This is a genomic window from Acinetobacter sp. ANC 4178, from assembly GCF_004331175.1.
Lineage (GTDB): Bacteria > Pseudomonadota > Gammaproteobacteria > Pseudomonadales > Moraxellaceae > Acinetobacter.
In genome coordinates, this window is record NZ_SJOD01000004.1 from 326,638 (window position 1) to 342,394 (window position 15,757).

Sequence of the window (15,757 nt, forward strand, 5' to 3'; positions counted from 1 at the left end):
TTAAAATAAATTAAGCCCAGCTCCTAGCACCAACATTCCCGTCGCAAACAGCTCCCCCACCACGAGTAAAACCATCGCTATCGTCATCATCGCCCGCGGTAGAACCTTATTACCCAATTGATGAGGGACTCGAAATTGATTGGTTGTGTCTTTTAAATAACCATGCAACGCATAACTCAATATTGATGCACTAAAGAAAACCAAATTGATCATTACAAAAATCAGATTCCACGTTTCAGACCAAATTGAAAATTCAGCAAGCACAGCCAAAATCAAAGTTGCAGATGCATATAACAAACTACTTCTATGCGCGATATCCACATAATAATGTGCTCTTGCTTGAGTCGAATGTCTAATCTGCCAGTATTTCCAAACCCCAGTTAACATACCCAACCATAAATACACACCACTAAAAAGAATTGCCAATTTCATTGCAATTGAAAAATGATCGAACACTACCACCCCTTATACTTCTTAAATATGAGATTTCTGACTTCTAAGTCATACTTTTAATAAGTTTCTTTTTAGAACTTAGGTAAAGTAATCTAAAACAGCAAATACATAACGCTTATGAACACTCAACCTCAATCCCTCCAGATACAATGTGCTGATGGCTATAAATTAAGTGCCAAACTCTATCAAAATCAAATAAATTCCGACAAACCCCTCCCTATTTTGATTTGCCCTGCAACTGGAATTGTAAAAGAGTTTTATCATTCCTATGCAGAATGGCTCAACAGTCTCGGACATACGGTCATGTGTTTTGACTTTAGAGGAATTGGCGCTTCACTACATGGCCCATTGCACCAATCTGAAGCAGATATTGTCGATTGGGGACAATTAGATATTACAGCCGCAATTGATTGTCTGTTAGAACAAACGCAAGCCGAAAAAATTATTCTCCTTGGTCATAGCGCAGGTGGGCAACTGCTTGGAATTTCACCTAATTATGACAAAGTTGCCAAAATCATTGCTGTTGCTGGATCAACAGGCCATGTTCGCGGCTTAAAAGGTAAAACCAAATTCCTTGCCCCAATTATGTTTCATGTAGTTTTCCCAATTTCGAGCAAACTCAAAGGCTTTGGCGCCACCAAAATGATTGGAATGGGTGAAAACCTACCCAAAAATGTTGCAAAACAATGGGCTGAATTTTGTGGGACACAAGGCTATGTGATGCATGCTGTCAAGAAACAACAGCTCGCTGATTATCACAGCAAAATTACCTGCCCAATTACGGCAATTTGGGCATCAGACGATGAAATTGCAACTCAGGCGAATGTTCAAGCCCTTCTCAATCTTTATCCGAATGCTGAAACAAATATGATTAAACTTAAGCCAAAACAGTTTCAACACAAAAGCATTGGTCATATGCAAATGTTCCGTAAATCACATCGTAATATTTGGGATTTAATTGAACAACAACTTTATATTTAGTTTTTCCCATCAAGCTGCTTTTATCTCCAATCCTGCTTGATGGCTTTTTATTCCATAAAAAATGCCCGATTATTCGGGCATTTTCAGCATTACATGAATTAGTGACGATACATGATCGTGACAAATTTTATTCGATTCTCATCTAATTCTGTAACTTCAAAATGCACACCCTGATAATCGAGCTGCGTGCCAACTTGAACTTCACCTTGCGTCTTATCCAGAATCAAGCCAGCCACACTCATGTAACCCGCATCATCTTCCACCAAATCAAAAACACCGAGTTCAAGCTCAAGCTGGTACAAATCCAGCATGCCAGAAGCCTTCCATGTTTCATCATTAATTTTGACCAAATCTAATTGCTCATCAGCATCTGGGAATTCACCCGCAATAGCCTCAAAAACATCTAGCGGAGAAATTAAGCCTTTTACATTAGCAAACTCATCCGTGACCAAAACCAAGGAGCCTTTTGAAGTTCTTAAAGTATTAATGGCATCAATGACTTTCATCTTCTCAAAGATAAAAATTGGACGTTGGCGTTTAATGAGTGACTTTAATGCGTCTTCACCATCATCCAATACATCTAGCAATTCTTTCGCACGCACCACACTAATAACTTTATCCAAACTGCCGCGGCAGACTGGGAATAAACTATGCGGTACTGCTAGCACCTGCTCTCGAATTTTTTCAGGAGTATCATTTAAATCAATCCATGAAATCTGATTACGAGGTGTCATAATTGAAGCAACTGAACGTTCTGCCAGAGTTAATACTCCACCAATCATATAGCGCTCTTCAGCAGCAAAGGCTTCCTGAGCTTCAATTTGCTCGGCATCCATATGAGAGGGTTCAACTTTTCCACCCATTAACTTTAAGATGGAATCTGCGGTACGATGACGTAATGGAATCTTAGATTCATGTTTCGCCACATTTCGCTTGGAATATTGATTAAAGGCTTCAATCAAGATTGCCACGCCAATACCAGAATAAATATAACCTTTTGGAATATGGAAACCGAAACCTTCTGCAATTAAGCTAATACCAATTAACAGTAGGAAACTTAAACACAGAATAACAACTGTAGGATGACGATTTACAAAGTTAGTGAGTGGCTTAGATGCAAATAACATCACAATCACTGCAATAGTTACCGCTGCCATCATCACGTAAATATTATCTACCATACCAATGGCAGTAATGACGGAATCTAAAGAAAAGACCGCATCAAGTACAATAATTTGAGCAACAACTGCCCAGAAACCTGCATATACAACTGACGATGTTGATCGAATTTCAGGTTTACCTTCCATTTTTTCGTGTAACTCGGTCACCGCTTTATAGACCAAGAATAGACCACCAAAGAGCAAGATTAAATCACGCCCTGAGAAAGATAAATCAGCAATTTGAATGAGTGGTTTGGTTAAAGTAACCAACCAAGAGATAACGGATAACAACCCCAAACGCATAATCAATGCGAGAGAAAGACCAATAACACGCGCTTTATCACGCTGCTCTGGTGGAAGTTTATCTGCCAAAATGGCAATAAAGACGAGGTTATCAATACCTAAAACAATTTCTAAGACAATTAGGGTAAGTAAGCCAACCCAAATTCCAGGATCTAATAAGAATTCCATTATTGGTGCACCTCGATTAACTCAAGGCAAAATTTAAATAAGTTAGACCTGCACGGCGACGGATCCATGTAAAACCTCTTTTCAACAATAGATGGTTTTATTATGCACACTCTTTTTGCATTGTAATTACTTTTTTTAATTTTTTTACAAAATCAACTTATTAGATTTGATTTTCAAGAAAGATTAAAATAATATCGATAGATACAATTCAAATACATTGACCGAATTGATTGTAACAAAAAAAGAAAACTGAATAGTCACGAATAATTTAACACAACTTTTCAAGGGTTGATGTTTGATTAAATTATTGTTTTAACTGATTATTTATCATTTAAATATATCTTTTTTTTAGATTAATGTTTTAAATGACAGAAATGTTTTGTAAACAAAGCCAGTTTTCAAAATTTTTTTTTATACTAGAATGAAAAACTTATATGGAATATCAGTTTATTTATTACTCAATATGTACGGTAAATGAATTGCTTATCCAAACCAGATTTATTTATAGGATTGGTTGCTATGACAGAAGGAACAGGATTGACCTTTTATCTACCCTTATTGTGCATCCCTAATTTGCATCAGAACCATGCTCATGAAGATCTAGAGCAATCTTTTAAACTCCCTCGGGTATAAACTCGCCATCAAGTCACTTCAGATACACAACTGTATTTTGAAAATTTACTCACAATTATATTGCCTAATGTGTCATATTTCACATAAAATTAAGCAATATAAAAATAAATATCTGGAATCACATATGACTAAAAAGTATGCGAAGTTTTTACCTACCACAGATGACTTCAGCCTAGAGAACTTCCCTTTTTTTTGGATCACTCAGGTTTATTCACAACATGTCCAAAAAGTCGATCAAGTCTTAAAAAAGTATGGCTTAGATAATTCTCGTCGTCGTATTTTATTGGCTTTAAAATCTAAGCCAAATGCTAGCGTATCCGATCTTTCCGATATGGTCGTCTCCAAAATGTCTACAACAACAAAGATTGTCTATCGCCTAAAGGATGAAGGCTTGGTTAACACCTATTCATGTGAAGATGATGCACGTATAACACGCGTCATTCTCACTGAAAAAGGCAATGAAATGACACATAAAATCAATGATTTGACCAGCGCTGTACTTGAACAATCCTTTGAAGGCTTAACCCCTTTACAGATTGATAAAATGATGGATAGCCTGAAGCATATTTTTAACAATCTTAATCGTTAATTTTATAAAATATAAAAAAGGGTTTCTAAATAGAAACCCTTTTTTATTTAGAAAAGATCAAACATATTCAGCTGAGGTGTTGGCTTATCTATTTTTGCTTTAGGCACATGTGAACACTCAAACTCTTCGACTGGAAATCCCTGCATAAATTGAGTCATTTGATGTGGCTGTTTTATGCTTAGCCAATGATCAAGATGCTCATGCGGAATAATGACAACTGATCGTTTTACATCACCAGGTTCATGAAACTCTTTCATCATCGGATGGTCTATTGCGTCCATCGTCAGCATTGCTGCGGAACGAGTAATTTCATTATTAATTTTGCAAATTTCATAAATTGCAGCAATAAAAAAGGCTTTGCCATCTTTACGCCTCACACCCCATCTTTGTGGTTTATTTTCAATATATTTACTTTCATAAAACTCAGTGACTGGAATTACACCAAACTTACATTTATAAGCCGCATCTTGAAAGCTTGGCTTTTCAAAAATTGTTTCATGCCTAGCATTATAAGCCCGTTTAGAGGCACTGACATCCTCAGCCCATTTCGGCACTAAACCAAATAATACTTCTCGCCATTCCAACCCATATTCAGATTTAAACAATAACGGCGTTTTATAACTAGGGTAAACCTCTTCCAGATACTCAAATGGAATTTGTGGCAAACCTAATTGCTGTAATTGCGACAAGGTTAGAGGTTTAAAATTGGCACACATTTATTGAATCCGATAGATGTTGTCTTTCATGTAGCAATGAAGCAGAACTCTCATTTCAACCACAAAATAAGTATTGGAATCTGCAACTTCAATATTATAAACATAATCACAATAAGCTTCATTACCCTAAGGGGTGAAGCTTCCCATCATCTCACTGTACGCTTTCATGCCATTTCATTAGCTTTTCTGCCAATACACCAATGCCCAATTACCCTTGCTAAATAATTCTCATCATCTTGATATATTAAGATCGCTCTCATGACCTAGACTAAATCAACCAATTTATAAGTACATCAATGTCAAATATATCAAATCGTTCATTTCAGGCTGTTCAATCGGTACTCAATCTTGATCTATATGTATCAATGTCCCTGTGACCAAACCATATTCTTTTTGTTTTTGCATTTTATAGATTCCTAAAAACAAAGACCTTTCAAAATTGAAAGGTCTTTGTCAAATTCACACAACTAATCGAAATTAGTCACCTGTATAACCTTTAAGTTTCAAACGTGCAGCATGTAACAATGGCTCAGTGTAACCTGAAGGCTGAACACCACCTTTAAAGATCAAATCAGATGCGGCTTGGAAAGCAATATTGTTATCAAAATCAGTAGCCATTGGTGTATACAATGGATCTTCAGCATTTTGACCGTCTACAATTTTAGCCATGCGCTTCAACACTTCTTCAACTTGCTCACGTGTAACGATACCGTGACGTAACCAGTTTGCAACGTGTTGTGAAGAAATACGCAATGTTGCACGGTCTTCCATCAAACCAACGTTGTTGATATCTGGAACTTTAGAGCAACCTACACCCAAGTCGACCCAACGCACTACATAACCCAAGATACCTTGACAGTTATTTTCAAGTTCATTGTTAATTTCCTCTGCCGACCAGTTAGTCTCTGGAGCAAACGGAGGCGTTAACAAGTCATCTAGAGAAAGCATTTGTTCTGCTTTCAATTGATCTTGACGTGATTTTACATTCACTTGATGGTAATGCATTGCATGGAGTGCCGCACCTGTTGGAGATGGTACCCAAGCACATGATGCACCTGCATTTGGATGAGCAGCTTTAGTTGCCAACATATCTTTCATGCTGTCTGGTTTAGGCCACATACCTTTACCAATTTGCGCTTTACCTTGTAAGCCACACTCTAAACCAATTGCCACGTTACGATTTTCGTAAGCTGCAATCCATTTTTGTGTTTTAACTGCTTCTTTACGAACAACTGGTGCTGCTTCCATAGAAGTATGGATTTCATCACCTGTACGATCCATAAAACCAGTGTTAATAAAGATCGTACGATCTTTAGCAGCCTCAATACAGTTTTTCAAGTTAACAGATGTGCGACGCTCTTCATCCATAATACCAATTTTTACAGACTTCGCAGGTAGACCAAGCGCTTGTTCCGCACGTTCAAACAATTCAACTGCAAATGCAACTTCTTCTGGACCATGCATTTTTGGCTTAACGATATACATTGAGCCTTTACGAGAGTTTTTGTTCTCATTTTGACCACGAATATCAGCAACACTAAGTAATGGTGTTACTAAGGCATCCATAATGCCTTCAAAAATTTCTTCGCCTTCCACTAAAATGGCAGGGTTCGTCATTAAATGACCCACGTTACGAAGAAGCATTAACGAACGGCCATGCAAAGTTGTCGTACCGCCAATCAAGTTTTTAATGGTGCGGTCTTTATTTAATGTACGAGTAACCGTCTTGCCATTTTTCTCAATCGATTCTTGCAAATCACCTTTCATGAGGCCCAACCAGTTACGGTAGCCTTCTACTTTTTCTTCAGCATCAACAGCTGCAACAGAATCCTCTAAATCCTGAATCGTTGTAATTGCTGCTTCAAGAACTAAATCTTTTACGCCAGCTGCATCTGTTTTACCTACTGGGCTTGTTGCATCAACTTCAATAATGACATGTAAACCATTATTGAGTAGAACAACCTCTGAAGGGTTCGCTTCTTCACCATTGAAGCCAACAAATTGTGCTTCATGTGCTAAACCAGTTGTAGAGCCATCTTTTAAAGTCACAACAAGTTTATTATTTTCCACTGCATAACGTGTAGCGTCTGCATGTGAACCTTGCGCTAATGGGAAAGTTTCATTTAAGAAATTTTTAGCAAATGCAATAACTTTGTCACCACGTACAGGGTTATAGCCTTTACCTTTTTCTGCACCACCTTCTTCAGAGATTACATCGAAGCCATAAAGTGCATCGTATAAAGAACCCCAACGAGCGTTTGCCGCATTTAAGCAATAACGTGCATTACGTACTGGCACAACCAATTGTGGACCTGCCAATAATGCAATTTCTTCATCAACATTTTCTGTGCTGATCTGGAAATCTTCTACTTCGGGTACCAAGTAGCCAATTTCTTTAAGGAAAGCTTTGTAAGCTTCTAATTCAAATGTGTTGTTGCGGTGCCATTCATCAATTTTAGCCTGAAGATCTTCACGCTTTGCTAAAAGCGCTTTATTTTTTGGGCTAAGATCGACAACGACTTGCTCAAAGTTTTTCCAGTATGTTTCACTGTCCAAACCAGAACCTGGTAAAGCTTCATTCTCGATGAAATCGTAAAGTTCTTTAGCAATCGCTAACTTACCCTTTTGAATACGTACAGTCATTGTCTTTCCTGATATTGCTACTTTTTATAACAAGAGATTCCAGTATACCTATTTATACTTTTCTGAATACGAATATCACATTCCTAAATAGTAAGCATTTTCTTTGCAATAATTCTTGACATTGTCAAATAAAATTCTATTTAGTTTGTATTATCACGTTCATGAATACTCTTTTTACAGTGTATTAAGTTTTTGAAATGTCGAAATTAGACTTAAGTTCAGCGTTACTTTAAACCTGCCCCATTTCTTGAATTTTTACTTGTTTTTAGGTATTCACATTTCCCTATACAAGAAAAAATGTCGATTCAACATACAATACTTTTGCCCATAAAAAAACGCCAATTCATGGCGTTTTTTTGTTTATTCGTTAAAATCTTGGTCAGATTTCTCGATTAAACGGTGTTCTGAGTGCAAATAATCATCCGATTGCATCTCCAGCAAGCGGGACCTTGTCCGTTCAATTTCAAAAGCTAATTTGTCACCTTGATAAATATCAATGATCGTATCTTCCGAGGTCAGCAATAATTTGACTCCGCGGTCATAAAACTCATCAACCAAATAAATGAATCGGCGCGTCCCTTCCGACAAGTAATCGGTTAAATGCGGAACATTACTCACCAGTACAGTGTTATATATATTCGCTATTTCAATAAAATCGGCTGGACTACGTGGTTTTAGGCACAGTTCAGAAAACTCACACCACAATACATCTTCGGTATGTCCAATAGTTTCTACCAGACGATTATTAATCACAATCGGTTCTTGCGACTGATGCTGAGTTTGGGTCAAGGCCGTAAAGCGCTGAGCAATCCATACTTTATGATCATGCGTTAATGGGTGTTTAAACAATTGCGCTTGTTTTAATACGCGCAAACGATAGTCCACACCTGCATCTACATTTAAGATGACACAATTTTTCTTCACCATTTCAATGGTTGGAATAAAGCGGTCACGATGAATACCATTTTTATAAAGACCGTCTGGCGCAATATTTGATGTTGCGATCAGAGTAATCCCGCGGTTGAATAATTTCTGGAATAACTCACTCAGAATCATTGCATCCGTGACATTGGTCACGAAGAATTCATCAAAACAGATAATCACTGCATCTTTATAAATTTGATCTGCAACTGCATCTAAAGGATTACGCTGACCAGACAATTTATTCAGCTCACGATGCACGTGTTGCATAAAATGGTGAAAATGCATACGTGTTTTACGACGAAATGGAATCGACTCATAAAACTGATCCATCAACCATGTTTTACCACGACCGACTCCACCCCACATATAAACACCTTGCGGAGAAGTCTGGCGACGGAAGCGACGAAATGCCTTCTTTGATGCCTTATAGCGCTGAATCAGCTCTTGCCAGACACGATCTAACTCGTGCACAGCTTGTGCTTGAGCTTCATCAGGCATAAATTGCCCCGAAGCCAAGGCTTGTGCATAACGTTCAGCTGGTGATAAGGGAGCAAAGGCGGTACTGTGAAGATTTAAATCCGACATATCTTGATTACTATTTTGGTCTGACGAAAGTATAACGAAAATTAGAGAACAATAAATAAAACTTTGGCATGAGTACAAACACTACTTGGAATATTGCCTTGGGCTACGTCCAAACCATCGTTTAAATGCATGGTTAAAAGCAGCAGGCTCAGAATAACCCAATAATTCAGCAATCATTTCAATGGTGTACTCCTGATATTCAATTAATCGTAGGGCTTTTTCCTTAATTAATTGCTCTCTAATTTGTTTATAACTGCTATTTAACTGCTGCAATTGGTGTCTTAAAGTACGCTCAGGAATGTGTAATGCTTGTGCTGTTTTCGCCATAGTCGGAATCACACCTTGCTGTAAATCCAAATAATCCTGTACACGCTCTACCAAGGCTGGAACTTCCGATTGCTGAGACAAACGTTTCATTTCAGCCTGACATTTATAATCATAAATACGGAAAGTCATTTGATCCGCTGAAGGAATCTTAATATCTAAGACGGCTTCATCAAACCAAAAAGCGGCATAAGGCTTTGAAAATGTAATGTCCAATCCATAATAAGCCTGATACATTGCCAAAATGTCGGCATTTTCAGGCAAATCAAAGGGTAGCTCCACTTTAAGCTGAGGCACACTTAACCCCATCTTCTTATACAACTCTTGAATAAATTTGTATGTACCTGCCAACTCAGATTGTGCACGCAACATATTTAATTCATCTGTTAAATCATTGGCTTCATAACACAAGGCCACCTGATGATTTTGGAATTTTAAACTTAGTTTAGCTGTAAGATGCGTTAAAGGCTGATATGCAATGACCTTTTCAAGTGCGACTCTAATATTATCACTGGTCACCAATAACATTAATAAAGGACCATATCCAGCCAATGCATAATGCTGCCCAATATTTAAACCCTGCTCAGAAGAAATATGCTCCCCCAAGACCATTAAAACATCTCGTTCCAAACTCGGTTGAATAATGGCAGTTGGGTCCAATGCATCCGCACTTAAACCAATACTTTTTAATTGCTGATCAATATCAATCCCAGCTTTACGCATCGCTTGTATTAAATACATGAGACTGAGAATCGATCTTTTCATATTTGTGTCAATAAAGATAAGAACCCTTTTTTAACTCAATTCATTGTATTTGAAAATTGCCGAATCTATCAAACTACAATCGTATATCAAGATGCACCACTTTATGACATCCATATCAAACCTTAAAAAACGTGATTAAGCTTCGTATGAGTCACTGCAACATTTGCATACTTAGGCTATGATGGCACAACACCAAATTATTACTTTACCTATGCAAGCCTTTATACTCATATCTCAGCTTCTTGTCTGTTTAGCCGCTGGATATTTCTTTGCAAAAAAAATTCCAAGCAGTTTCATTCAACTTTGTTTTAAGGTTTTACCGTATTTTTCTTATTTGCTCTTAATCGGGATTAGCATGGAATTTACCCATGCCCTTGAAAATATTCATGGCTCTTCTCAAATCTTAACCAGTGCAACCGCATTGGCTTTTTTTACAACGATGGGGTCATTTTTATGCTGCTTTGCACTCTATAAAGTTATTGGCATACAACCCGTTTCAGGCAAAATTTCACTTGCCCTACTGTTCAAATCTTTCATCAGTATTTCCTATGCCTGTTTAGCTTTAGCCACAGGATTTCTATTAGCAAAATTACTGGAAAATGTGGGAATTTCAATACAAGTCAACACATGGTATCTATTATTGGTTTTCATGTTCTTGATTGGACTCGATCTCGCATTCAGCCCTTTAGATCGCTCTTGGTTAAATTTTAAAATTCTTTTAGTGCCTATAGGCTGTATTATTGGTTCAATTATTGGGGCTTTGCTGTGTAGTACTTTCCTAGATCAACTTCAATTGAAAGACCTGATTATGCTGTCTCAAGGTTATGGTTTCTACTCTATGAGCGGAATTGTCGTCACCGAACTTAAAAATCCAGCCCTAGGCAGTATCGCGCTGATTAATGATTTATTTCGTGAGATCTTTGCAATCATTCTGATGTATTGTATTGGTTGGCGTTATCCACGCTCAGCGATTGCTTCGGCAGCAGCTACTGCAATGGATGTCTCCCTTCCAATGGTCAAACAAGCTTGTGGCAATGACTTTATTCCTCACGCTATGGTCAGTGGTTTTATTCTCTCTATACTTGCCCCTATTGCTGTTAGCTTACTCGCAGCACTTTAACAATAAGACATCCCTTGGTATTAATTTAAGAGTTAACACCAAGGGAGTTAATAAAATCGAACCAGATACCCTACAGATCTATATCAATATTACCAATAATATCACCCACAGCTTCAATAATGGCAGATCCGATATCTACCAAATCAATTCCAGATGACCAATCAGTAGAAGAGTCTTCTTTCTTTTCTTCAAGCAACTTCGCTTCTTCTAACGTGTTCTGTAACGTGGCAACATTCTCCGCTTCACCAATCTCATCAAACTCTAACATTTTTTTATTTACCATCTATTCACCTTTTTAATGGTGTATTCATACAAAAAAGCCTTTCTTTCGAAAGGCTTTTATCGATTATTCGCAAGATTAAAGTGTTGCCAAAATATCTTTTAACGTTTGACGTGGATTCTCAGATTTCGTAATTGGACGACCAATCACCAAATGCGTAGAACCATCTAGCATCGCTTGTTTTGGCGTCACAATTCGCTTTTGGTCATCCGCATTAGCACCTTCAGGACGAATACCCGGCGTTACCAAAGCAAAATCTTGACCCAACAACTCACGCAACATTTTCGCCTCTTGCGCTGAACACACCACACCATCCAAACCTGATTCTTGGGTTAAGTGCGCCAAACGCTTAACTTGTTCAAATGGCTCAATATCCAAACCGATATCACGCAAGTCTTCACGACCCATAGAAGTTAGAACCGTCACAGCAATTAACTGAGTTTCATAATTTCCAGCTTTTAAACGCTCTACACAGGTTTCCATCATCTTACGACCACCTGATGCATGTACATTCACCATCCACACACCCAAATCTGCTGCTGCACATACAGCTTGTGCTGTGGTATTAGGGATATCATGAAACTTCAAATCCAAGAAAACTTCAAAACCTTCTGTGTGTAAGGCTTTAACCACCGATGGACCTTCATGAGTAAATAACTCTTTACCAACTTTTACTCGGCATAATGCAGGATCTAACTGCTCTGCAATGTGCAATGCATCAATTTGGCTTTTAGCATCTAGTGCAACAATGATACTCAAGAGAATTTACCTTTGATTAGACAAAAAGAAAGCCCATTATAATGGGCTTTTATTATCGTTTGTTACATCAAATACAGTTTTTTCATGCCTTGTGTTTGCAGCCGCCTCAGCAGCTGCTAATTGCGCAGCTTGAATTTGTTCTTTTCGAAGGTGATCAATATCTTTACGTAATCGCTTAATCTCCCAACTTGTCTGGAACACACGGAATACTTGCACACCAAGTAATAATCCGACCACCACACCCAAGGCTAAAGTCAGTAATAAAACCAGACCTAAGCGCATAGCTGGGACTTGTGTAAATAACAAATCGACAGTGACTTCAGTACCATTTTGTAAAACCAAAGCCAATGAATAACCAAATAAAATGATTAAGATGGCGACCAATACATAACGCATATACACCCCACTTATTATTAATCTATAGCTTCATTCACCGCGTCACGTAATGCTTTACCAGGTTTGAAATGTGGAACTGCTTTGGCTGCCACTTCAACAGATCTTCCTGTCTTCGGATTGCGACCAATGCGTGGTTCACGATGATGTAAGGCAAAGCTACCAAACCCGCGAATTTCAATACGACTATCAGACGAAAGTGATGCAATCATTTGATCAATCATGATCTTAACAGCCTCTTCCACTAAAGGCTCCGCTAAGTGCGGGTTTTTTAGAGAAATACGCTCAATTAAGTCAGACTTATTAAGTGCTTCAGTAGTCATCGGCGACCTCTTTAATTATCAAGCTACTTTGTACCTAAACTGATAATAACCTGTTTAAATACAAAACGGTAGCGCAATAATTAAATACTACGCTACCGTTTACAGTATTTGTGTAAAAAGTATTAGTTAAATTACATTAACAATACAATTTATACGACCTACTTAGTGGTTCATTTGAGCTTTGATCAAGTCACCAATAGTCTTAGGACCATTTTCTTGAGATGCAGATGCAGTCTTCAAGTTAGCAACCGCTTCTTTCTCTTCAGCTTCGTCTTTCGCTTTGATAGACAAGTTGATAGAGCGAGATTTACGATCAACGTTGATGATTTTCGCTTCTACTTCTTGACCAACTTCCAAGAATTTAGTTGCATCTTCAACGCGATCACGGTTGATTTCAGAAGCTTTTAATTGAGCTTCTACTTCGTCAGCTAACTTAACAGTAGCGCCTTTAGCGTCAACTGCAGTTACAGTACCTTTAACCAAAGCACCGCGTTCGTTAGCAGCTAAGAAATCATTAAATGGATCGCTGTTCATTTGCTTGATGCCAAGGCTGATACGGTTGCCTTCAGCGTCTACAGACAAGATAACCGCTTCAACAGTGTCACCTTTCTTGTAACGACGAATCGCTTCTTCACCTTGTTCGTTCCAAGAAATATCAGACAAGTGAACTAGACCGTCGATACCACCTGGTAAACCAATGAAGATACCAAAGTCAGTGATAGATTTGATCGTACCAGAAACTTTTTCGCCTTTGTCATGGTTCTTAGCAAACTCTTCCCATGGATTAGCACGAGTTTGTTTGATACCAAGAGAAATACGACGACGCTCTTCATCAACTTCAAGAACCATAACATCAACTTCGTCACCAATCTGAACAACTTTAGATGGGTGGATGTTTTTGTTTGTGTGGTCCATTTCTGAAACGTGTACTAAGCCTTCAACGCCTTCAGCGATTTCTGCAAAGCAACCGTAATCAGTTAAGTTAGTTACGCGAGCTTTAACGATTGAACCTTTAGGGTAACGGCTCATGATCGCTAACCATGGATCTTCGCCTAATTGCTTAAGGCCTAAAGATACGCGGTTACGCTCTTTGTCAAATTTAAGTACTTTAACAGTAACTTCTTGACCAACTTCAACAACTTCTGATGGGTGCTTGATACGTTTCCAAGCCATGTCAGTGATGTGAAGAAGACCATCGATACCGCCAAGGTCAACGAACGCGCCGTAATCAGTAAGGTTCTTAATAGTACCTGTAACTGTTTGACCTTCTTCAAGCTGAGCAAGAAGAGCTTCACGGTCAGCTGAAGATTCAGCTTCCATAACAGCACGACGAGATACAACAACGTTGTTACGTTTCGCATCAAGTTTGATTACTTTGAATTCTAACTCTTTACCTTCAAGGTGAGTCGTGTCACGGATAGGACGAGTATCTACCAAAGAACCTGGTAAGAATGCACGAACTGGACCGATGTCAACAGTGAAACCGCCTTTAACTTTACCAGAGATAACACCAGTAACGATTTCGCCATCTTCAAAGATTTTTTCAAGTTTAGTCCAAGTTTCAGCACGTTTCGCTTTTTCACGTGATAAAACAGTTTGGCCCATACCGTTGTCAAGAGCTTCAACAACAACATCAACTGTATCGCCAACTTGAACTTCAAGTTCACGTTGTTCGTTTAAGAATTCAGCACGGTCAACTACGCCTTCAGATTTAAGGCCAGTGTCAACTGTTACCCAGTCAGAGTCGATGCTTACTACAACGCCTTGGATGACAGCACCCTTTTCAACGTTGAGGTTTAATTCGCTTTCTTCAAAGAGGGCTGCAAAAGATTCGGTCATGATATACCCGATAAAGTATGCGGTCTTGGATCAGACAAGGCCGTTTTAGTTATGCGTCTACATAGTCCGTTATAAACTGATCAAGCTATGCTTTCGCTAAAAATTTCTTTACTTGGCTAACTGCTTGTCGATATATTGAGTCATCAGGTTAAACACTTCATTAATGTTTAACTCAGAACTATCAATAATCAAAGCATCTACTGCGGGTCGGAGTGGAGCGACTTCGCGCTCCATATCTCGTTTGTCGCGAGCTTCAATATTAGCTAAAATATCGTTTATTTTAACATCCAGCCCCATGCCCTGCAACTGTTTTACCCGACGCTCGGCTCTGGATTGTGCTGAAGCGGTCAAATAAATCTTCGCTAGCGCTTCTGGAAAAATTGAAGTTGCCATATCACGACCATCTGCAACCAAGCCTGGCGCTTGTGCGAAGGCACGCTGACGCTCAAATAATGCTGTTCTAAGCGCAGGAATTGTCGCGACTTTTGAGGCAAACTCACCTACACGTTCAGTACGAATGGTTTGAGTAACATCTTCGCCATCTAGCAATATCTGTGTTTCATTTGGGGTTGTTACAAATTGTATGTCTAAATTTGTTGCAATTTCAGCACAACGGTCAATTTGAGAATCAATTTCTTCCAATAGGTTCTGCTTATGTAATGACAGTCCGAGCAGCCGATATAAAGCGCCAGAATCCAATAAATGAAATTGATAATGTGCAGCTAATTTAGCAGCAAGAGTACCTTTACCCGAACCGCTAGGTCCATCAATCGTAATAATTTTAACTGTCATTGCTTTT

General features: G+C 38.5%; 15 protein-coding genes. 3 read left to right on the forward strand and 12 right to left on the reverse strand.

All coding sequences use genetic code 11. The features are described from left to right. Positions 1-432, reverse strand: coding sequence for a hypothetical protein (locus tag E0H87_RS10835; RefSeq protein ID WP_131323655.1), 432 nt, complete (start codon positions 430-432; stop codon positions 1-3). 138 nt (positions 433-570) lie between these two features. Here E0H87_RS10835 and E0H87_RS10840 point away from each other — a divergent pair, with 138 nt between their 5' ends. Continuing rightward, positions 571-1,434 (forward strand): alpha/beta fold hydrolase, encoded by an 864-nt coding sequence (locus E0H87_RS10840; protein WP_131323612.1) that lies wholly within the window; start codon positions 571-573, stop codon positions 1,432-1,434. 98 nt (positions 1,435-1,532) lie between these two features. On the opposite strand, the gene E0H87_RS10845 is transcribed toward E0H87_RS10840, so the two are convergent. Then, the gene (locus tag E0H87_RS10845) at positions 1,533-3,065 is read right to left on the reverse strand and encodes a TerC family protein (RefSeq protein ID WP_131323613.1); all 1,533 of its coding nucleotides are present in this window, start codon (positions 3,063-3,065) and stop codon (positions 1,533-1,535) included. Positions 3,066-3,822: 757 nt separating this feature from the next. Between E0H87_RS10845 and E0H87_RS10850 the strand changes: the two genes are divergently transcribed. Beyond that, a complete protein-coding gene (locus E0H87_RS10850; protein WP_131323614.1) occupies positions 3,823-4,287 on the forward strand; it encodes a MarR family winged helix-turn-helix transcriptional regulator in 465 nt (154 codons plus the stop codon). 47 nt (positions 4,288-4,334) lie between these two features. On the opposite strand, the gene E0H87_RS10855 is transcribed toward E0H87_RS10850, so the two are convergent. The 4 genes from E0H87_RS10855 to E0H87_RS10875 all read right to left on the reverse strand — a co-directional run bounded on the left by E0H87_RS10855 (position 4,335) and on the right by E0H87_RS10875 (position 10,244). Further along, positions 4,335-5,003 carry an SOS response-associated peptidase family protein gene (locus E0H87_RS10855; protein ID WP_131323615.1) on the reverse strand — a complete coding sequence of 223 codons (669 nt, stop codon included), beginning with the start codon at positions 5,001-5,003 and terminating at the stop codon, positions 4,335-4,337. A 477-nt stretch (positions 5,004-5,480) separates the two neighbouring features. After that, positions 5,481-7,646, reverse strand: coding sequence for a malate synthase G (locus E0H87_RS10865; RefSeq protein WP_131323616.1), 2,166 nt, complete (start codon positions 7,644-7,646; stop codon positions 5,481-5,483). A 360-nt stretch (positions 7,647-8,006) separates the two neighbouring features. Continuing rightward, positions 8,007-9,155 (reverse strand): cell division protein ZapE, encoded by a 1,149-nt coding sequence (zapE, locus tag E0H87_RS10870; RefSeq protein ID WP_131323617.1) that lies wholly within the window; start codon positions 9,153-9,155, stop codon positions 8,007-8,009. 81 nt (positions 9,156-9,236) lie between these two features. Continuing rightward, complete coding sequence (locus E0H87_RS10875) at positions 9,237-10,244, reverse strand: AraC family transcriptional regulator (protein WP_131323618.1); 1,008 nt, start codon at positions 10,242-10,244, stop codon at positions 9,237-9,239. Between the two features lie 211 nt (positions 10,245-10,455). Between E0H87_RS10875 and E0H87_RS10880 the strand changes: the two genes are divergently transcribed. Further along, positions 10,456-11,364, forward strand: coding sequence for a lysine exporter LysO family protein (locus E0H87_RS10880; protein ID WP_131323657.1), 909 nt, complete (start codon positions 10,456-10,458; stop codon positions 11,362-11,364). Between the two features lie 70 nt (positions 11,365-11,434). Here E0H87_RS10880 and E0H87_RS10885 read toward each other — a convergent pair whose 3' ends face one another. The 6 genes from E0H87_RS10885 to cmk all read right to left on the reverse strand — a co-directional run bounded on the left by E0H87_RS10885 (position 11,435) and on the right by cmk (position 15,750). Then, positions 11,435-11,647, reverse strand: coding sequence for a hypothetical protein (locus tag E0H87_RS10885; protein WP_131323619.1), 213 nt, complete (start codon positions 11,645-11,647; stop codon positions 11,435-11,437). A gap of 75 nt (positions 11,648-11,722) precedes the next feature. Then, positions 11,723-12,403, reverse strand: coding sequence for an orotidine-5'-phosphate decarboxylase (pyrF, locus tag E0H87_RS10890; RefSeq protein WP_131323620.1), 681 nt, complete (start codon positions 12,401-12,403; stop codon positions 11,723-11,725). Between the two features lie 36 nt (positions 12,404-12,439). Next, positions 12,440-12,799, reverse strand: coding sequence for a lipopolysaccharide assembly protein LapA domain-containing protein (locus E0H87_RS10895; RefSeq protein WP_131323621.1), 360 nt, complete (start codon positions 12,797-12,799; stop codon positions 12,440-12,442). Between the two features lie 17 nt (positions 12,800-12,816). Then, positions 12,817-13,119: an integration host factor subunit beta gene (locus E0H87_RS10900; RefSeq protein WP_116758970.1), complete on the reverse strand. Its 303-nt coding sequence runs from the start codon at positions 13,117-13,119 to the stop codon at positions 12,817-12,819. Between the two features lie 162 nt (positions 13,120-13,281). Next, a complete protein-coding gene (gene rpsA / locus E0H87_RS10905) occupies positions 13,282-14,958 on the reverse strand; it encodes a 30S ribosomal protein S1 (protein WP_131323622.1) in 1,677 nt (558 codons plus the stop codon). A gap of 108 nt (positions 14,959-15,066) precedes the next feature. Further along, a complete protein-coding gene (cmk, locus tag E0H87_RS10910; protein ID WP_131323623.1) occupies positions 15,067-15,750 on the reverse strand; it encodes a (d)CMP kinase in 684 nt (227 codons plus the stop codon). Positions 15,751-15,757 lie beyond the last annotated feature (7 nt).